20 protein-coding genes are annotated in these 19,077 nt (G+C 30.1%); all 20 read left to right on the top strand.

Annotation, left to right across the window (positions count from 1 at the left end; translation table 11 throughout):
- The first annotated feature begins 3 nt into the window (after positions 1-3).
- Complete coding sequence (thiI, locus tag DWZ53_RS02610; RefSeq protein WP_118431725.1) at positions 4-1,200, top strand: tRNA uracil 4-sulfurtransferase ThiI; 1,197 nt, start codon at positions 4-6, stop codon at positions 1,198-1,200.
- 56 nt (positions 1,201-1,256) lie between these two features.
- Positions 1,257-1,472, top strand: coding sequence for an alpha/beta-type small acid-soluble spore protein (locus DWZ53_RS02605; RefSeq protein WP_118431723.1), 216 nt, complete (start codon positions 1,257-1,259; stop codon positions 1,470-1,472).
- Between the two features lie 115 nt (positions 1,473-1,587).
- On the top strand, positions 1,588-2,787 hold the full coding sequence (locus DWZ53_RS02600) for an acetate/propionate family kinase (protein WP_118431721.1): 1,200 nt from the start codon (positions 1,588-1,590) through the stop codon (positions 2,785-2,787).
- 103 nt (positions 2,788-2,890) lie between these two features.
- Positions 2,891-4,111, top strand: coding sequence for an acyltransferase family protein (locus tag DWZ53_RS02595; protein WP_118431719.1), 1,221 nt, complete (start codon positions 2,891-2,893; stop codon positions 4,109-4,111).
- Between the two features lie 79 nt (positions 4,112-4,190).
- Positions 4,191-5,141 (top strand): bifunctional oligoribonuclease/PAP phosphatase NrnA, encoded by a 951-nt coding sequence (locus DWZ53_RS02590; RefSeq protein ID WP_118431717.1) that lies wholly within the window; start codon positions 4,191-4,193, stop codon positions 5,139-5,141.
- Positions 5,122-6,771 carry a CvpA family protein gene (locus DWZ53_RS02585; RefSeq protein WP_233541819.1) on the top strand — a complete coding sequence of 550 codons (1,650 nt, stop codon included), beginning with the start codon at positions 5,122-5,124 and terminating at the stop codon, positions 6,769-6,771. The genes DWZ53_RS02590 and DWZ53_RS02585 overlap by 20 nt, the downstream gene beginning before the upstream one ends.
- 98 nt (positions 6,772-6,869) lie before the next feature.
- Positions 6,870-7,544 (top strand): response regulator transcription factor, encoded by a 675-nt coding sequence (locus DWZ53_RS02580; RefSeq protein WP_118431715.1) that lies wholly within the window; start codon positions 6,870-6,872, stop codon positions 7,542-7,544.
- A complete protein-coding gene (locus tag DWZ53_RS02575; RefSeq protein ID WP_118431713.1) occupies positions 7,541-8,926 on the top strand; it encodes a cell wall metabolism sensor histidine kinase WalK in 1,386 nt (461 codons plus the stop codon). The genes DWZ53_RS02580 and DWZ53_RS02575 overlap by 4 nt, the downstream gene beginning before the upstream one ends.
- Positions 8,927-8,941: 15 nt before the next feature.
- Entirely contained in the window at positions 8,942-11,893 is a 2,952-nt protein-coding gene (locus DWZ53_RS02570) for a chromosome segregation protein SMC (RefSeq protein ID WP_118431711.1), read from the top strand.
- A gap of 13 nt (positions 11,894-11,906) precedes the next feature.
- Positions 11,907-12,890 carry a signal recognition particle-docking protein FtsY gene (gene ftsY / locus DWZ53_RS02565; RefSeq protein WP_118431709.1) on the top strand — a complete coding sequence of 328 codons (984 nt, stop codon included), beginning with the start codon at positions 11,907-11,909 and terminating at the stop codon, positions 12,888-12,890.
- Entirely contained in the window at positions 12,890-13,219 is a 330-nt protein-coding gene (ylxM, locus tag DWZ53_RS02560) for a YlxM family DNA-binding protein (protein ID WP_118431707.1), read from the top strand. The genes ftsY and ylxM overlap by 1 nt, the downstream gene beginning before the upstream one ends.
- Before the next feature lie 9 nt (positions 13,220-13,228).
- The gene (ffh, locus tag DWZ53_RS02555) at positions 13,229-14,623 is read left to right on the top strand and encodes a signal recognition particle protein (protein ID WP_118431705.1); all 1,395 of its coding nucleotides are present in this window, start codon (positions 13,229-13,231) and stop codon (positions 14,621-14,623) included.
- Positions 14,624-14,707: 84 nt separating this feature from the next.
- Positions 14,708-14,980, top strand: a complete 273-nt coding sequence (gene rpsP / locus DWZ53_RS02550; protein WP_118431703.1) for a 30S ribosomal protein S16 — start codon at positions 14,708-14,710, stop codon at positions 14,978-14,980.
- Positions 14,981-14,982: 2 nt separating this feature from the next.
- Positions 14,983-15,231: a KH domain-containing protein gene (locus DWZ53_RS02545; RefSeq protein ID WP_118431701.1), complete on the top strand. Its 249-nt coding sequence runs from the start codon at positions 14,983-14,985 to the stop codon at positions 15,229-15,231.
- A gap of 37 nt (positions 15,232-15,268) precedes the next feature.
- Positions 15,269-15,757, top strand: coding sequence for a ribosome maturation factor RimM (rimM, locus tag DWZ53_RS02540; RefSeq protein ID WP_233541818.1), 489 nt, complete (start codon positions 15,269-15,271; stop codon positions 15,755-15,757).
- Positions 15,747-16,466: a tRNA (guanosine(37)-N1)-methyltransferase TrmD gene (gene trmD, locus DWZ53_RS02535; RefSeq protein ID WP_118431697.1), complete on the top strand. Its 720-nt coding sequence runs from the start codon at positions 15,747-15,749 to the stop codon at positions 16,464-16,466. The genes rimM and trmD overlap by 11 nt, the downstream gene beginning before the upstream one ends.
- A gap of 107 nt (positions 16,467-16,573) precedes the next feature.
- Positions 16,574-16,924, top strand: a complete 351-nt coding sequence (gene rplS, locus DWZ53_RS02530) for a 50S ribosomal protein L19 (protein WP_118431695.1) — start codon at positions 16,574-16,576, stop codon at positions 16,922-16,924.
- Positions 16,925-17,006: 82 nt separating this feature from the next.
- A complete protein-coding gene (gene lepB, locus DWZ53_RS02525; protein WP_118431693.1) occupies positions 17,007-17,552 on the top strand; it encodes a signal peptidase I in 546 nt (181 codons plus the stop codon).
- A 2-nt stretch (positions 17,553-17,554) separates the two neighbouring features.
- Positions 17,555-18,412 (top strand): ribosome biogenesis GTPase YlqF, encoded by an 858-nt coding sequence (gene ylqF, locus DWZ53_RS02520; protein ID WP_233541817.1) that lies wholly within the window; start codon positions 17,555-17,557, stop codon positions 18,410-18,412.
- A complete protein-coding gene (locus tag DWZ53_RS02515; protein WP_118431690.1) occupies positions 18,405-19,028 on the top strand; it encodes a ribonuclease HII in 624 nt (207 codons plus the stop codon). The genes ylqF and DWZ53_RS02515 overlap by 8 nt, the downstream gene beginning before the upstream one ends.
- Positions 19,029-19,077: the final 49 nt, after the last annotated feature.

Here is a 19,077-nt window from a genome sequence, read left to right as displayed (position 1 = left end):
GAAATGGAAGCAAATTATATATTAGTTCGTTTTGGTGAACTGACAACAAAAGGGAAAAATAGAAAACTATTTACGCGAAAATTATTGAAAAATACACAAGAGATTTTATCTGATTTTAAAAAATTAAAGTATGATTTGCAATATGATCGTATGTATATTTTATTGAATGGTGAAAATCATCTTGATGTAAATGAAAAGTTAAAAACTGTTTTTGGAATTCATTCTTTTTCTAATGCTTTTAAATTTGAGAAGGATTTAAATGTTGTTAAAGATGCCATTGTTCAATTGGTTAATGAAGATAACAAAACAACATTTAAAATTAATACAAAGAGAAGTGATAAATCTTTTCCTGGTAAATCTCAAGATATTAATCGTGAAATTGCAGGACATTTATTTCATCATGCAAATCGTCAATTAAAGGTCGATGTTCATCATCCTGAAATGTTAATTACAGTTGAAATTAGACATGATGCAATCTATGTTATGACTGATGTGATTAAAGGTGCTGGAGGCTATCCGGTTGGTATTGGTGGAAAAGCACTGTTAATGTTATCTGGAGGTATTGATTCACCTGTTGCTGGATATTTGACATTAAAACGTGGAGTTGATATTGAATGTATTCATTTTGCGGCACCACCTTATACAAATGAATTTGCCCGTGAAAAAATGCTTGATTTAGTTGACCAGTTAAGACATTATACACATGGAAAAATAACAGTTCATATTGTTAACTTTACCAAGTTACAATTAGCTGTTTATGATCATTGTGATGAAAGTTATGCGATGACTGTAATGAGACGTATGATGTATCGTATTGGTGAAAAAGTGGCTTTAAAAAATCATTGTTTGGCTTTGGTAAATGGTGAAAGTATTGGTCAGGTAGCTTCACAAACATTAAACAGTATGCAAGTTATTAATGAAGTGATTAAGTTACCGGTATTACGTCCAGTTTTATGTTTGGATAAATTAGAGATTATTGATATCGCTAATAAAATTAATACGTATGATATTTCTATTCGTCCACATGAAGATTGTTGTACAATTTTTACGCCTAAAGCGCCAGCTACTAAACCTAAATCATATAAAGCTGAAGCTTTTGAAGCTACTTTTGATTATGAATCATTAGTTGATGAGTGTGTAGATACAGTGGAAACAATTGTCATTGATAATCAATATAAAAATAATGAATTAATTTTTTAAAAAATGCATAGTTTTTGAATTCTGACACAAAATAGTTGTGTCAGGAGGTGATACACATGACACAAAACAGTAAAAGTAATCGTTTAGTTGTACCGGGAGCTCAAAATGCCATTGATCAAATGAAGTATGAAATTGCTAACGAATTTGGTGTTAATTTAGGTCCTGATACAACTGCTAGAGCGAATGGATCTGTTGGTGGTGAAATCACTAAAAGATTAGTTCAAATGGGACAAGAACAAATGTCTCGATCATCTTATAACCAATCTAAATAACAAATAAAAAAGACAATGCTAATGAGTATTGTCTTTTTTTGTAATCGCTATCATTTTCTATTGTTTTTGTGTCTTGAATTTTGTACAATAGAATTATGATGTTAGGAGGAGTATTATGGGAAAAGTAATGGCAGTCAATGCAGGAAGTTCATCTTTAAAATTTCAATTGTTTAATATGCCAAGCGAAGAAGTGATTACTTCTGGTTTAGTAGAAAGAATTGGACTAGAAAAAGGAAATTTTGTTATTAAGGTTAATGGTGAAAAAATAAAAAAAGAATTACCAATTCCTGATCATCAAGTGGCTGTAGAATTATTATTAAAGGCATTAGTTGATTATCATATTGTTGAAAATTTAAATGAAATAGATGCTGTTGGTCATCGAATTGTTCATGGAGGTGAATACTTTGATGATTCAGTTGTTGTTGATGAAGATGTTGTAAAAAAAGTGGAAGAATTAGCTGAGTTAGCACCGCTTCATAATCCAGCACATATCATTGGTTATAACGCATTTAAAGAGGCGTTACCGGATGTGGGACATGTCTTTGTTTTTGATACTGCATTTCATCAAACATTAGATAAAGAAAGATATTTATATCCTTTACCATTAGAATACTATACTGATTTAAAGGTACGTAAATACGGTGCTCATGGTACGAGTCATAAGTATTGTGCTCAACAAGTTATTCATATGCTAGGTGATCCTAAAGAATCAAGAATTATTATCTGCCATTTAGGAAATGGAGCAAGTATTTCAGCTGTTTTAGATGGCAAATGTATTGATACTTCAATGGGATTTACACCTTTAGCTGGATTGATGATGGGAACGCGTTGTGGGGATGTTGATCCATCTATTATGCCTTATCTATGTAAGAAGTTGAATAAAACACCAGATGAAGTTTTAGAAATTTATAATAAAAAATCAGGTATGTTAGGTGTTTCTGGTATTTCATCTGATTCACGTGATATTGAAAATGCATTATTTAAAGAAGGGGATGAAAGAGCCTTATTAACTGGGTTGTTATATGCTCGCATTGTTTCTAAATATATTGGTCAATATTATGCTGAGTTAGGTGGCTGTGATGCGATTGTCTTTACAGCGGGTGTTGGTGAAAATGCTGCTTATTTAAGACGTATTATCATCGATAACGTGTCTCGTGCTTTTGGGGTATTCTTAGATGAAGAATTAAATAATACACGTAGTGATGAAAATCGTGTTATTTCGCATCAATACTCACAAATTAAAGTTATGGTTATTCCTACTAATGAAGAAGTTATGATAGCAAGAGATACAGTAAGATTATTGAATTTAGAATAATAAAAAAACGAAAAGATGAATGACGTGGCTTGATACTATTGTGATTCATCTTTTTTATTGTATAATTATTTATAATTAAATTCTTAAGCGAGGAAATTATTTTATGAAGTATAAAAAGGAATTAATCATCACTTTTTTTATAGCAATACTTATTTTGTTTTTAAAGTATATTAATGTATTTCAAATAGAAAATGGATTAGCAAAACCGTCAGTTCTTTTTTTGATGGTCGTTATTTTTAGTTTTTTTACGATAAAAATTCAAAGAAATATAGATATAAATTTTAAAACTCATCAACTTTACTATCAAAATTTAAATATTCTTAAATATATTTCATCAATTTTAATTATTATTCTTCACCTAAGACCATTTGCTCATTTCTCTAATGAATTGGATTTAGCTTTTAATAATATTGTTACGCGTATATGTGTACCTATTTTTTTTGTTATCACAGGCTACTTTGTCGCTAAAAAAGAAAAAGAGAATCCTTGTTATATTGATTTATATATAAAGAAAACAATTCCTTTATATTTATTTTGGAGTCTTATGTATGTGCCTGTTATGATTGCTTCGATTGTGCCATATTTATCCCAAATCAATGACTATTTAGGTGGTCCTCATATTTCTATGTTATGGTCAGTTGTTTTGATTGTGTTATTATTGCCCATTGTGGTCATTGTTGTTCTTTGTTATTCAGGGGTTTATTATCATTTGTGGTATTTTCCAGCAATTATTTTATCTTTGATAGTTTTAAAAAAATGGAAAAAGAAATTCAATATTCATAGTTTATTATTGATATCATTTTTGTTGTTGCTTTTTGGGGCAACGGAGACATATTATGGAGTATTACCGATATCAATTAAAGAAGTAGTATCTCATTATTATCATATCTTTTTTACTACACGAAACTTTTTATTTTTTGGTTTATTTTATGTTGTATTAGGGTACAAGATATCATTAAAAGAACATGCTTATTCAAATTATTGTTTTCTTAAATTAATTATTTCTTTTTTCTTTTTAATCTTTGAAGCAATATTATTGCATGATACGAAAAGATTAGATAGTAATATTTTATTATCATGTATTCCTGTTACTTATTATTTATTCGTATGTACAATCTATATACAAAATAAATCTCATCTTTCATTTTCATTTGGACAATATTCAAAGTATTACTATTTAATTCATCCAATGGTTATTTTTGGCGTATCATTACAGTTTAAAAGAATTTATAATCAGCCTTTTTTATACATTATCATCGTATTATTGATTACACACATGATTTCAAAAATGATAATTGAATTAAAGAAACATGTTTTTTGGTAGGAATAAAAGAGATTTTAATGAGTTATTTATGATATAATCGCACTATAATAGTGTTGAATAATGTGAAAGGAAAATAAAAATGATTAAAGAAATAATTGAAAAAATAAAAGAATATCAAGAGATTGTTATTTATCGACATGTTAATCCTGATTATGATGCTTTTGGCAGTCAGTTTGGAATGTATGATTTGATTAAATCAAATTTTAATGATAAAAAAGTATATTTAGCTGGAGATTTTTCAAGTGATTTAGTAAGTAAATTTAGATTTGATGTTGATCAAAAATTACCTGATTTTAATCAGTCGGTTTTAGGAATTGTATTGGATACTGCAAATCATGAAAGAATTGATGGAGAAAGTTATCAACAATGTCAAGAACTTATCAAAATTGATCATCATATTGTTGTTGATCAATATGGAATTATTAATTTTGAAGATCCACAAGCCAGTTCATGTAGTCAATTAGTAGGCTTAATGTTGCAAGAACAATATCACTTAAATATAAGTAAACTAGGAGCACGTGCTATCTATATGGGAATAATTGGTGATACAAATCGTTTTATGTATAACAGTACAAGTGACGAAACATTTAATGTAGCATCATTATTAATGACTAAAGGGATTAATATTGAAGAAATTTATAATGCGATGTATTTAAAGAATGCAAAAGATATTGAAATTAATCGTTTTATTTATAATCATCAAGTTGTTGATGGTCGCATTTCTTATTATGTTTTAAAAGATGAAGATTTAAAAGAGTTAGATATTCCTCGTTCTAGGGGTTCTGACTTTGTTAATATTTTTTCGGGATACAAAGAATATTTAGTATGGATGGCCATTACTGAAAATGTAGAAGATCATAATTGGCGTGTGAGTATTCGTTCTCGAGGTGTTAAAATTAATGAAATTGCGAATAAGTATCATGGTGGGGGTCATGCTTTTGCTAGTGGAGCAACGTTGCAATCATTGGATGAATTACAAAGTTTAATTGTTGATTTAAAGGAGGCTATACATGAAACAGAAAATTTATGATTTCTTCCATTCTTTCAAAAATAATTCATTTCAATCAATAAAGCATCAGCCAAGTTCTAAAGCTTTACTTAAATCATGCTTAATAATGATAATTATTATTGGCATAAGTGAATATTTAATGTTAGTACCACTTAATCTAAAATCACCAGTATTTATTATTTATATAGTATGTAATTTAATGATATTTGGAACATTATATTCATTTTTACAAATGAAATTTAATAAAATATCTAAATATTGTTTTGTTTTGGCGGGGTTGTTTATAGTTTATCTAGGTGTTGGAACTTTTTATAGCCAACCATACTTTCATGCTAAAAGTTATCAAACACAATTAACACTTAATAAAAAAGCTGATTTTTACAAAGATAATAAAACCATTTCTTATCAATCAATTCCAGTTGTTGATCGTGAAAGTGCTATTAAATTAGGTGACCGTAAAATGGGTCAAATGGTGAACTATGTTTCACAATTTGATGTTGATGAATCATATGATCAAATTAATTATCAGAATAAACCCGTTAGAGTTACACCGTTAGAATACAGTGATTTAATTAAATGGTTTACAAATCGAAAAGAAGGTTTACCGGGATATATATCAGTTGATATGGTTTCTCAAGAATCTAAAGTTATTAAACTTAAAGAAGGTATGAAATATTCTAAGTCTGATCATTTTTCCCGTAAAATAGAAAGACATTTAAGAAAAAATTATCCTACAAAAATGTTTGATGAATTAGCATTTGAAATTGATGAGCAAGGTACACCATATTGGATTGCACCTGTATATGATTATCAGATTGGTCCTTTCGGTGGAAAAGATATTGTTGGCGCTGTTTTAGTTAATGCAGTTAATGGAAAACATCAATACTATAATATTGATAAGATACCAAACTGGGTCGATCGTGTTTATCCAGCTAAGTTGATTATTAATCAATTAGAAAACTATGGTAAATATGGTAAAGGATATCTTAATACTTTACTTTCTCAAAAGGGTGTATTACAACCAACGGATGGTTATAATTATTTGGCATTAAATGATGATGTTTATTTATATACAGGATTAACATCAGTTTCTAAAGATGCAAGTAATGTCGGATTTGCTTTGATTAATTTAAGAACTAAAGAAGGAAAATATTATAATATATCAGGAGCTGAAGAATACTCAGCAATGTCTTCGGCAGAAGGAAAAGTACAAAATCTACACTATGATGCTACTTTCCCAATTCTTATTAATGCGGGTGGAGAACCAACATACTTTTTATCTTTAAAAGATAGTTCTAACTTGGTTAAACAGTACGCATTTGTTAGTGTTAAAAACTATCAAATTGTAGCAACAGGAAGCACTGTTGCAGAAGCAGAAAAAGCATATTATGCAACACTTGGAGATAATGGCAAAACACATACAAAAACTAAGAAAGTCAAACTCACAGGGACAGTAAGTCAAATTACAGCAGCAGTAAAAGAAGGAAATAGTTATTATTATTTCAAATTAGAAGGTAGTGATACGGTTTATATTGCACCAATAAGTATTTCAGATCACTTGCCTCTATTACAAAGTGGACAACAAGTTACTATTCATTTTCTTGATACTTCTTCCTCATCACAAGTTGTAAGTGAAATCGAATATCAATAAGGCAGATGTTCATATCTGCCTTTTTTACGTTGAGGAGTTAGTATATTCATTTTAGATAAATTATGCTATAATCTTATACATGAATCGAGGTGTAATTTATGAAACCAAAAGTCATAGTTGTAGATGATGAAAAAGATATTAGAGAGTTAATTAAATTTTATTTAAATAAAGAAGGATACGATGTCATTGAAGCCGGTGATGGTGAAGAAGCATTAAATCTTTTAGAATCAGAGTATATAGACTTAGCTATTATTGATGTCATGATGCCTAAAATGGATGGCTTTGAGTTAGTTGAAAATTTAAAAGAATTTAAAGATATTCCTTGTATTATGTTAACTGCAAAAGCAGAAAGTAAAGATAAATTGAGAGGATTTTCAGTAGGGGTTGATGATTACGTAGTAAAACCATTTGATCCTAATGAATTAATGGCACGTGTTCGAGCTATTATGAAACGATATGAAATTAATACCTCAAATGTAATTCGATTAGGTGAAGTTGCTTTTGATGGTGATAAATATGAAATACGTTATCATGATGAAATTATTCATTTGCCTTTAAAACAGTTTGAACTTGTTTTTGAACTTGCTAAACATCCAGATCAGATTTTTTCTCGTGAGCAATTAATCGAAAAAATATGGGGAATGGATTATGATGGTTTTGATCGTACTGTGGATGTTCATATCAAAAGAATTAGGGAAAATATTGGTCATTTACCGGGATTTAGTGTGGTTACAGTAAGAGGTCTAGGATATAAAATAGAGGTTGATCGATGAAATCGATTTATGCAAAACTTATTTTTGGCTTTTTAGTAACAATTATCTTTTCTTTTTCAGTAACAGGATATATAGCAGTAAGAAGCAATTACAGTCAAATAGAATCAAACGTACAAGAAGAATTAGAATCTACAGGTGATTTTGTATGTGGTTTAATTGAAAATGTTCCTGATGATAAGATTGATCATACATTACAAGAATATGCTTTATCTTCAGAAAATACGGTTGTTTGTTATTCAATGGATAATGGTTATCATGTTTATGGTAAAAAAAGTAATGCTGTTTCAAAAGAAAAAATAGCTGAATATTTTTTGAAAGATAATAACGATGAAAAGGTTTATGTTAATAAGCACAATATTCTTTCTTATGGTCATTTGAGACATATTAAAAATAAAGATTATTATATTTTTGTTCAAAAAGATATGAGCCGTGATAAAAATTCTTTTATTAGTTCTGCTGTTTTAATTTTAGGATGTATTTTCTTGTCAGGAAGTGTTGTTTTTCTGGCAGTGGCAGACATAATCGTTAAACCTATTACAAGACTGACAAAAGCTACAAAGGAATTATCAAAAGGTAATTATAATGTAAGAGTAGATTGTGTTGGAACAGACGAGTTATCTCGTTTGAATCAAGGGTTTAATCAGATGGCACAACAACTTGCCAAGCAAGATGAAACAAGGCAAAAGTTTATTTCAGATGTTTCTCATGAGTTTCAAACACCCCTTACCTCGATACAAGGGTTCGCTAATATTTTAAAAGAGGAAGATTTGCCAAAAGAACAAAGAGAAAAATATTTAGATATTATATTATTTAATAGTAAACGACTTTCAACATTAGCTAAAAATATGCTACAATTGACACTGCTTGATAGAGAAGAAATTACTTTAGAAATGACTACATTTTCACTAGTAGATCAAATAAATCGTGTTATTTCTTTACAAGAGTCTCAAGCAAACCAAAAAGATATTGAGATAGTATTTGAAAAACCTAAAAAAGATATATTTATTGTAGGTGATGAACAAAGATTAGAGCAGGTATGGACTAATATATTGTCAAATGCAATCAAATATACAAATCAAAATGGTTTAATTACAATTATGATTAAAAAGACATCTAAAGAAGTTGAACTTACTTTTGAAGATACAGGTATTGGTATGAGTAAAGAAGTTATTTCTCATATTTTTGAAAGATTTTATCGCGAAGATAAGGCACGCAGTGTTGATGGTAATGGACTAGGCTTAGCGATAGTTAAATCTATTGTAGATTTACATCATGGTCAAATTGATGTTCTATCAACGGTCGATGTTGGAACAACTTTTATTGTAAAATTACCAATAGAAAAAGAATCTTTAAAAGAAAGATTATCATTTAATAAATCTTAAAAGAAAGGTTAAAATATGTATTTAAAAAGAATAGAATTGCATGGCTTTAAGTCGTTTGCAGATAAAGTCAATGTTGAGTTTCAACCTGGTATTACAGGAATTGTAGGACCTAATGGTTGTGGAAAATCAAATATTTCTGATGCAGTACGTTGGGTCTTAGGTGAGCAATCTGTAAAATCTTTACGTGGAAGCAATATGGCTGACGTCATTTTTGCTGGTTCAGAAGATCGTCGTGCGCAAAATGTTGCTGAGGTTACACTGGTTTTTGATAATACTGATCGTACTATGAAGTATGATTATAATGAAGTTGAAATTACAAGACGATTATATCGTCAAGGAAATGAAGCTGAATACTATATCAATAAGCAGCAATGTCGTTTAAAAGATATTACTGAACTTATTATGGATACAGGATTAGGACGTGATTCTTTATCTATCATTTCTCAGGGCAATATTTCTCATTTTGCAGATAACAAGCCAGAAGATCGTCGTGCTATTTTTGAAGAAGCGGCGGGTGTATCTAAGTACAAAAAGAGAAAACTAGAGTCAATTAGAAAATTAGAGAGAACACAAGATAACTTAGAAAGAATTGCGGATATTGTTTATGAATTAGAAAAGCAAGTGAATCCTTTAAAAAGGCAAAAGGAAAAAGCTGAAAAATATTTAGATTTAAAAGAAAAACTTAAATCAGTTGAAGTGAATGTTTTAGTTAAAGAAATACATGATACAAAAATTGTACTTGATGAATTAAGTGGTATTATTAAAGAACTTAATGAAAAACAAGCATCTTTAGATGCTGATATTTTATTAAAACAAAATGCTAATGATGAAATAAAAAAAGAAATGTATAATTTAGATCGTCACATTGATCAATTACAAGAACAAGTTTATACAGCGATGTCTGATGTGTCACGATTAGAAATGGCAAAAGTTGAAATTGATCAAAAGCGTAAATATGTTTTAGAAAATACAAATAATGAAGATATTGCACTAAAATTAAGTCATTTAAAAGAAATGATATCAGAAGCTATTGAAGAGTATAACGATCGTATTGATCGTTTCCAACAAACAGAAAAAGATTTGAATCAAATGCGAAATGATCAAGATGAAATGCAACGGACAATGTCATCTTTAAAAGATGAGATTACACGTTTAACTTCTTCAATTCAAAGAGATAAATCAAGAAAAGATATTTTACAAGAACAAATAGAAAGTCGATCTAATTATCATGCCGGAGTAAAAGCAATTATGGATTTAGCTCATTCTAATCCTGGAATTGTAGGTGTTTTTGGTGATTTATTAGAATATGATGAAAAGTATGATCTTGCTATTAGTGTGGCTCTTGGAGGAGCTATGCAGTTTGTGGTTACTCAAGATGATATTCAAGCACGTAAAGCTATTAAATTTTTACGTGATAATCGTGCTGGACGAGCTACTTTTTTACCAGTTTCAATCATGGAACCACGAACTTTACGTCAAGAACATCATCTGATTTGCCAAAATAGTGACGGATATCTCGGTGTTTTAAGTGATTATGTTACAAGTGAAAAGCAAATCGATAATGTTATTTTAAATCAACTTGGAAATGTTATTCTTGCTGATACTTTACAGCATGCAAGTGCTATATCTAAAGCCACTTTTACACGTTATAAAGTGGTAACATTAGATGGCGATATTATCAATGTTGGTGGTTCATTAACAGGTGGTTCGCTCAATCGAAAAAATCATTCTGCTATGGCACAAAAAAGAGAACTTGAACAATTAACTGTTGATATTAAAAATGAAGAGATGAACATGATTGAAAAAAGGGATTTATTACATAAACTAGAAAATAAATCACGAGATATTTCTCAATCTTTATTACAAAAACAAATGTCTTATGCAAAATTGGAAGTTGTGATTCAAAATAAAAAAGAAGAAATCACTCTTGCTAAAGGAGAATATGAGACATTATCTCAACAAAAGACAGAATTTGAAGATTTTTCTTCTGGAAAAACCAATAATAATTTAATTAACGAATTGAATAATGCGGTTAAGAAAAAAGAAGATCTTGATGAACAGTTACGTTCTTCAAGAGCAATTCGAATGAACTATACAAATCAAAATGAACAGTTAGATGTTGAATTAAGAGATTTAAGAAAAGGAAAAGACGGCATTCAAGCAAAATTAAATGAAAAAGCAATTCTTGCAGCAACTAAAGAAAGAGATTTAAATAATTATTTAAATCGTTTAAATGAAGATTATTCAATGACATATGAATTTGCTTTAGAAACTTATCATGAAGAAATAGATATTGAAAATGCAAAATATCAAGTTGCCACATTAAGAAATGAAATTCATGCTTTAGGACATGTTAATGTAGATGCGATTGAAGAATATAAAGAAGTATCTTCACGTTATGAATCAATGAATACACAACGACTTGATTTGATTGCTGCTCAAGATAAGATTCTTAAGGCCATTAATGAAATGGATGAAATTATGATTGAACGTTTTTCGACAACATTTGAAAAAATCAATTATGAATTTAATCATGTGTTTAGATCATTATTCGGTGGTGGTCATGCTGAAATTAAATATACTGATCCTGATAATATTTTAGAAACAGGAATAGATATAGATGTCCAACCTCCGGGAAAAGCAGTACAAAATATTACTTTGTTTTCTGGAGGAGAAAAAGCGTTAATTGCAATTTCATGTTTATTTGCGATACTTCGTGTTAAACCAGTACCAATGTGTATTTTAGATGAAGTAGAAGCAGCGTTGGATATTGCCAATGTGGAAAGATTTGCTAAATATTTAAGAGAATTTTCTACGCAAACACAATTCATTGTTGTTACTCATCGTGAAGGAACAATGGAAGAATGCGATCTTTTGTATGGGGCAACAATGCAACAAAAAGGGGTCACTAAGTTGGTAAGTGTTAAACTTGAAGAAGCAATAGGCCTTTCTGATAATCAGGCATAAAGGAGGATAGAAAATGGGATTTTTTAAGCAAGTTAAAGAAAAATTAGTTGGTAAATCAGCAAAACAAAATGAAAAATATGTGGCCGGATTAGATAAATCGAATACAACTTTGTCTGATCGTATCAATGAACTAGCAGCTCGTTTTAGAGAAATTAATGATGAGTATTTTGAAGAATTAGAAAATATTTTAATTATGGCTGATGTTGGCGTTTCAATGGTCATCAAAATTGTCGGTGAAATTAAAACGGAAGTGAGATTACAAAATATTACTGATCCTCGTTTAATTAATGATATTATTGTTGATAAAATGTTTGTGATTTATGCAAACGAAAGCGTCATGTCTACTAAGATTAATTACGCTAGTGAAGGACTTACTGTTATTTTGATGGTTGGTGTTAATGGCGCTGGTAAAACAACAACAATCGGAAAACTAGCACATCGTATTAGCCAAGAAGGAAAAAAAGTTATTGTGGCTGCGGGAGATACATTCCGTGCGGGTGCAATCGATCAACTTGATGTATGGGCAAAACGCGTTGGTGTAGATATTGTTAAAGGTAAAGAGGGTGGTGATCCTTCAGCAGTTGTTTTTGATGCTTTAAAACAAGCACAAGAATCACAGGCAGATGTTTTGATTTGTGACACTGCTGGTCGCCTTCAAAATAAAGTGAATTTAATGAACGAATTAGAAAAGATGAATCGTATTATTAAAAGAGTTGTTCCTGATGGTCCACAGGAAACATTATTAGTAGTTGATGCAACAACAGGACAAAATGGTATTTCGCAAGCTGTCGAGTTTTCAAAAATCACTGATATTACAGGAATTGTTTTGACTAAGATGGATGGAACAGCCAAAGGTGGAATTGTTTTATCTATTAAAGATCAATTAAATATACCCGTTAAATTTGTAGGCTTGGGAGAACAGGTTGATGATTTACAAGAATTTGATCTTGAACAATATATTTATGGTTTATGTAAGAATTTGGTTGAGGGTCAATAATGGAAGATTTATTAGAGAAAAAGCAACATATTAATTTATTGATGGATTGTTATGAAAATTTGTTAACGGATAAGCAAAGAGAGTATTTACATCTTTATTATGATGATGATTTATCCTTATCTGAAATTGCATTAATGAAAGATGTAAGTCGAAATGCAATTTATGACAATATTAAAAAAGCAATTCACTCTTTAGAAAAATATGAAGAAAAATTACAATTATTAAAAAAACATCAGGAAAGATTGAAATTAATTAACCAATTAGAAGAAGAAATTCAGTCGGATCATCAAAATATTGAGGATCATTTAAAGATGTTAAGAGAAATATAGGAGGATTATATGGCATTTGATTCATTATCTGAAAGATTGCAAAGTACTTTAAAGAAAGTATCTGGGCAAGGTCAGTTAACAGAAAAAAACATTGAAGAAATGCTAACTGAAATTAGGTTAGCCTTATTGGAAGCAGACGTAAATTATCAAGTTGTTAAAGACTTTATCGCAACGACAAAAGAGAAAGCGATAGGTGCTGATGTAGTAGGTTCATTAAAACCAGGACAAGTTTTAGTAAAAATCGTTCATGATGAATTAGTTGAATTACTAGGTGGTAGTGTTAGTGAGGTTTCTTTTGATACATCACCAACAGTAATCATGATGGTAGGTTTACAAGGTTCTGGTAAAACAACTACTTCAGGGAAGATTGCTAAATTAATTACAAAAAAATATGGGAAAAAACCATTACTTGTTGCAGCTGATATTTATCGTCCTGCTGCAGTTGATCAGTTAGTTATATTAGGAGAACAATTAGAAGTACCTGTTTATGAAAAAGGAACAAGTCAAAGTGCAGAGTCGATTGTTGAAGAAGCGATGGCTTATGCAAAAGAAAATCATCATGATGTTATTATTATTGATACAGCTGGACGTTTACACATTGATGAACCATTAATGCAAGAACTAGCAAATATCAAATCGATTGCGAATCCTGATGAAATCTTATTGGTTGTCGATTCCTTAACTGGACAAGATATTGTTAATGTAGCACAATCATTTAATGATAAATTAGCTATTACTGGTGCAGTGCTTACGAAATTAGATGGGGACTCACGTGGTGGTGGTGCCTTATCAATTCGTCACATTACAAATGTACCTATAAAATTTATTGGTACTGGTGAAAAATTAGATGCTATTGATTTATTCTATCCAGATCGTATGGCTGATCGTATTTTAGGAATGGGAGATGTTGTTTCTTTAGTTGAAAAAGTACAAGATGTTTATGATGAAAAAGAAACAATGAAAGCATTTAATCGTATGCAATCAGGACAATTCGGTTTAGATGATATGTTGGCACAAATGCAACAGTTAAGAAAGTTGGGACCATTATCAGGAATTTTAAAAATGATTCCTGGAATGCCTAAAATGCCAAATATTAATGATGAGGACTCAGAAAAGAGATTAAAAGAAACTGAATCTATTATTTTCTCAATGACAAAAGAGGAAAGAAGAGACCCAAGTATTATTTCTTTATCTAGAAAACAAAGAATTGCTGCTGGATGTGGTAAAGATTTACAAGCAGTAAATCGTTTATTAAAGCAATTTGATCAATCTAAACAAATGATGAAAAAAATGTCAGGTTTAGATCCTAATACAGGAATGCCTATGCCTGGACGTGGTGGTAATCATTTTGTAGGAAATGCAAATCGTAAAAAAGTCCGTCATAAAAAAAGAAAGAAAAAATAAAGGTGTTAAGTAAAAATACTTGACACCTTTTCTTTAGTATGTTAAATTAACCATGTTAATTAGAAATTATAGGAGGAAATATAAATGGCAGTTAAATTAAGAATGATTAGATTGGGAGCTAAAAAAGCACCTTTCTATAGAATCGTAGCAGCTGATTCAAGAGCACCAAGAGATGGTAGATTTATCGAATTATTAGGAACATATGATCCTAATAAAAACCCAGCTCAAGTTACTTTAAAAGAAGAAAACATTTTAAAATGGTTAAACACTGGAGCTCAACCATCTGATACTGTTAGAAACTTATTATCTAAAGAAGGTATCATGAAAAAATTTGCTGAATCTAAATCAGGAAAATAATTATGGATTACGCAAAAATATTAAAAGATATTGCAATTGAATTGGTAGAAGACAAAGAACATCTAGAAGTTCGACAAATGCCTTCATTAGATGAAAACGTTGTGGTTTTACATGTATTCTCTGCAAAGAGTGACATTGCAAAACTTATTGGACGTAAAGGTGTTATGGCAAATTCGATGCGTCAGTTCATGTCTGTTGCAGGACGTTTATCTGATAAAAAATTAGATATTAAGTTCGAATCTTATGAATAGATGTGCTTGGCACATCTATTTTTTTGGAGGAATGAGAATGTTAAAGATAGGTAAAATTTTAGGAACACACGGATTAAAAGGTGAATTAAAAATTAGATCATATAGTGATTTTTCTGATCAACGATTTGTTGTAGGGAATGTTATTTATATTGATCAAAACCCTTTCGTTATTCAAACAGTAAGAATGCATAAAGGAAACTATTTAGTGAGCTTTAAAGATATGCAAGATATCAATTTGGTTGAAAAATATATAGGATTATTTGTATATGGTTCAAAAGATGATATCGAATTAGATGAAGGTGAGTATTTCTATGAGGATTTAATTGGATGCGATGTTTACAATTATCAAAATTATCTTGGAAAAGTTATTGAAATATCTAATAATGGGGCTCATGATATTTTAGTTATAAAAACAAATGAGAAAAAAGTGTCTATTCCTTATGTTGATGCATTTATTAAAAATGAGGACATTGATAATCAACGTATTGATGTTGAGTTAATTAAGGGGTTTGTTGATGAAGATTGATATACTCACACTTTTTCCTGAAATGTTTACTGGATTTTTAAATACATCAATTATCAAAAGAGCAATTGATAAGAGCCTTGTTGAAATTAACCTTCATAATTTTAGAGAGTTTACACTTGATAAACATAAACATGTTGATGATTATCCCTATGGCGGAGGACAAGGGATGGTGTTAATGTGTCAGCCAATTGTTGATTGTTTAAAAACAACTGTTGATGATGATAGCTTTGTTATTTTAATGTCGCCTCAAGGTACGACTTTAAATCATGGTGTAGCCCAAAAATTATCGACATTTAAACATCTTGTTATTATTTGTGGTCATTATGAAGGTTTCGATGAAAGAGTAAGAGATTATGTGGATTTAGAGTTATCAATAGGTGATTATGTTTTAACGGGTGGTGAATTATCGAGTATGGTAGTGAGTGATGCTATTATTCGTTTACTTGATGGTGCTATTCGTCAAGAAAGTCACGATGATGATTCTTTTGCTGCTGGCTTATTAGAATATCCACAATATACGCGTCCTTTTAGTTATGATGGTAATGATGTTCCAGAAGTGTTGCTTTCTGGTCATCACGAAAATATCCGTAAGTGGCGTAAATATCAATCATTAAAGAAAACATATATTAAAAGACCAGATTTGCTAGAAAATTATGAATTTAATGAAGAAGAATTAAAAATGTTGGCAGAAATAGAAGAAAAACATTGATTTATTATTTAATAATGGTATAATATACAAGTCGCAAGACTGCAAATGTTCCGCTGGTTAATCGAATGAACATCTAAGACTATTAATGAAGAAAGAGGAGAATGAAGATGAATTTACAATTAGTTGAAGAAATTACAAAAAAACAATTAAAATCTGATATCCCTAATTTCAAAGCTGGAGATACTTTAAAAGTATATGTAAAAATTAAAGAAGGTAATAAATACCGTATTCAGTTATTTGAAGGGGTTTGTATCGCTAAGAAAGGTCAAGGAATTGCTGAAACTTTTACAGTTAGAAAAATTTCTTACCAAGTTGGTGTAGAAAGAACTTTCCCAGTTCATTCACCAATTATCGATCGTATCGAAGTTGTTAAAGTTGGTAAAGTACGCAGAGCAAAATTACATTACTTACGTGGTTTATCTGGAAAAGCTGCAAGAATTAAAGAAATTAGAAAATAAGAAATGGGAAACCATTTCTTTTTTTCTTTCTTTGACAAATAAAAAAGAGTATAATCTTATTACATGAATAAGAGGAAATAATATGAAGAAAATATCGCAGTGGATTAAAATAATTATTGAACTATTAGCAATGGTTTTAGCTATGGTTGTAACTTTTCAATATTTGTTGTTGCCAATTAAAGTAGAAGGAAGTTCAATGTATCCCACATTGAGTGATCAAGATATTGCTTTAGTATCAATGGTTAATTTAAACAAAAAAAACATTAAGCGTTTTGATGTTGTTGTTTTAAATTGTGAAGTATTGGATAAAAAGATTATCAAAAGAGTAATAGGTTTACCGGGTGAAACAATTGTTTATAAAAACGATAAACTTTATATTAATGGTGAGTTTTATGAAGAAAATTACTTGAATAAAAAGTATGTTGAACAAGCCAAAAAAGAAAGTCATGCCGAACAGTTTACAAACGATTTTTCAATTACTTTGAAAGATAATGAATTTTTTGTCTTAGGTGATAATCGTTTGCATTCAGCTGATTCAAGAACTTTAGGTACTTTTCATTTTAAAGATATTTTAGGAAAAAGAGGATTAGTTTTATATCCTTTTAATCATATGAAATGGATGGATTAAAGATGGCACAAATACAATGGTTTCCTGGTCATATGGCTAAGGCAAAAAGAGAAATAAATGATAAAATAAAATTAATTGATATTGTTATTGAACTTGTGGATGCAAGGGCTCCTTACGCATCAAAAAATCCTATGTTCGATGGAATTATCAACCAAAAACCCCGTTTGATAGTAATGACAAAGAAAGATCTTGCTGACCCTTTGATGAGTCAACAATGGTTGAATTTTTATCAAGCAAAGGGCTATTATGCAATGCTTGTTAATTTAAAAAACTTTAATGAATATCAACAAATCATTTCTATGTGTAAAGATATTTTAAAAGAAAAAATGGAGCGCGAACGCAAAAAAGGTTTAAAACCAAGAGCAATGAGAGCAATGGTTTTAGGTATTCCTAATGTTGGTAAATCTACATTTATTAACCGTTTAGCTAAAAGAAAAGCAACAGTGACGGGTAATAAGCCAGGGGTAACTAAAGCACAACAAATTATTAAGGTTGATAAAGATTTTGAATTATTTGATACTCCAGGAGTACTATGGCCAAAATTTGAAAGTGAAGAAGTAGCAAGAAATATCGCATTAATTGGATCAATTAAGCAACAAATTTTACCTTTAGATGATTTGTTTATTTATGCTGTAAAATATATTGTTAATCATTATCCTGGAGCTTTTGAAGACCGTTATCAAATTGAAATTGATTTAGATGGGGATTGGGTTGAAAAGTGTTTTGATGATATTGCTAATAATCGTAAAATCAAACCAATACGAGGACAAACGGATTATGATCGTGTGATTGAATTGGTTTTTAAAGATATTTTCGACGGTGCAGTCGCTCGTATCACTTGGGAGACGCCACATGATTGATCATTTGAAATTTGAAAACGAGTACTATCAACAGGGTTATCAGTATATTATCGGTCTTGACGAAGCGGGAAGAGGTCCTATGGCTGGTGAATTAGTTGTTGCTGGTGTTATTTTTCCAAAAGGTTATTATGATGAAAGGATTAACGATTCAAAGCAACTGAGTGAAAAGAAACGATCTTTGCTTTATGATGAAATTATTAAAAATGCACTTGCTTATCATATTGAAATCATTTCTGTTGAAGATGTGGATGAATTGAATGTTTATCGTGCCAGTCAACTGGGAATGGAAAAATGCGTAGAAGCATTAAAACGTGATGGGCTCTTTGCTTTAACTGATGCTATGCCACTACACGATATTGAACATCTAGCAATTATTAAGGGAGATGCTCTTTCAATGTCAATTGGAGCAGCTAGTATTTTAGCCAAAGTAACGCGAGATCGTTTAATGATAGCACATAGTAAAACTTATCCTCAATATGGTTTTGAAAAGCATAAAGGATATGTAACTAAATACCACAAAGAAGCATTAGCTCAATACGGACCATGTCCTATTCATCGTAAAAGTTTTAAGCCAGTACAAGCGGTATTACAAAAACAATTATCTTTAGACATATAAAGGGGTAACCAAATAATTTAGGGGGAAAGCCAAATTATTTAGGGGACAA

Origin of the sequence: Coprobacillus sp. AF33-1AC, assembly GCF_003475785.1 — a bacterium.
Lineage (GTDB): Bacteria > Bacillota_I > Bacilli_A > Erysipelotrichales > Coprobacillaceae > Faecalibacillus.
This window is presented reverse-complemented; position numbering and strand designations above follow the sequence as displayed.

Coding starts and splice junctions, on each gene's coding strand:
- ffh (WP_118431705.1), top strand. CDS start 13,229: ATGGCATTTGATTCATTATCTGAAAGATTGCAAAGTACTTTAAAGAAA.
- rplS (WP_118431695.1), top strand. CDS start 16,574: ATGAATTTACAATTAGTTGAAGAAATTACAAAAAAACAATTAAAATCT.
- DWZ53_RS02590 (WP_118431717.1), top strand. CDS start 4,191: ATGATTAAAGAAATAATTGAAAAAATAAAAGAATATCAAGAGATTGTT.
- DWZ53_RS02595 (WP_118431719.1), top strand. CDS start 2,891: ATGAAGTATAAAAAGGAATTAATCATCACTTTTTTTATAGCAATACTT.
- rimM (WP_233541818.1), top strand. CDS start 15,269: ATGTTAAAGATAGGTAAAATTTTAGGAACACACGGATTAAAAGGTGAA.
- ylqF (WP_233541817.1), top strand. CDS start 17,555: ATGGCACAAATACAATGGTTTCCTGGTCATATGGCTAAGGCAAAAAGA.
- ftsY (WP_118431709.1), top strand. CDS start 11,907: ATGGGATTTTTTAAGCAAGTTAAAGAAAAATTAGTTGGTAAATCAGCA.
- DWZ53_RS02580 (WP_118431715.1), top strand. CDS start 6,870: ATGAAACCAAAAGTCATAGTTGTAGATGATGAAAAAGATATTAGAGAG.
- DWZ53_RS02605 (WP_118431723.1), top strand. CDS start 1,257: ATGACACAAAACAGTAAAAGTAATCGTTTAGTTGTACCGGGAGCTCAA.
- DWZ53_RS02575 (WP_118431713.1), top strand. CDS start 7,541: ATGAAATCGATTTATGCAAAACTTATTTTTGGCTTTTTAGTAACAATT.
- trmD (WP_118431697.1), top strand. CDS start 15,747: ATGAAGATTGATATACTCACACTTTTTCCTGAAATGTTTACTGGATTT.
- rpsP (WP_118431703.1), top strand. CDS start 14,708: ATGGCAGTTAAATTAAGAATGATTAGATTGGGAGCTAAAAAAGCACCT.
- lepB (WP_118431693.1), top strand. CDS start 17,007: ATGAAGAAAATATCGCAGTGGATTAAAATAATTATTGAACTATTAGCA.
- DWZ53_RS02600 (WP_118431721.1), top strand. CDS start 1,588: ATGGGAAAAGTAATGGCAGTCAATGCAGGAAGTTCATCTTTAAAATTT.
- DWZ53_RS02515 (WP_118431690.1), top strand. CDS start 18,405: ATGATTGATCATTTGAAATTTGAAAACGAGTACTATCAACAGGGTTAT.
- DWZ53_RS02570 (WP_118431711.1), top strand. CDS start 8,942: ATGTATTTAAAAAGAATAGAATTGCATGGCTTTAAGTCGTTTGCAGAT.
- thiI (WP_118431725.1), top strand. CDS start 4: ATGGAAGCAAATTATATATTAGTTCGTTTTGGTGAACTGACAACAAAA.
- ylxM (WP_118431707.1), top strand. CDS start 12,890: ATGGAAGATTTATTAGAGAAAAAGCAACATATTAATTTATTGATGGAT.
- DWZ53_RS02545 (WP_118431701.1), top strand. CDS start 14,983: ATGGATTACGCAAAAATATTAAAAGATATTGCAATTGAATTGGTAGAA.
- DWZ53_RS02585 (WP_233541819.1), top strand. CDS start 5,122: ATGAAACAGAAAATTTATGATTTCTTCCATTCTTTCAAAAATAATTCA.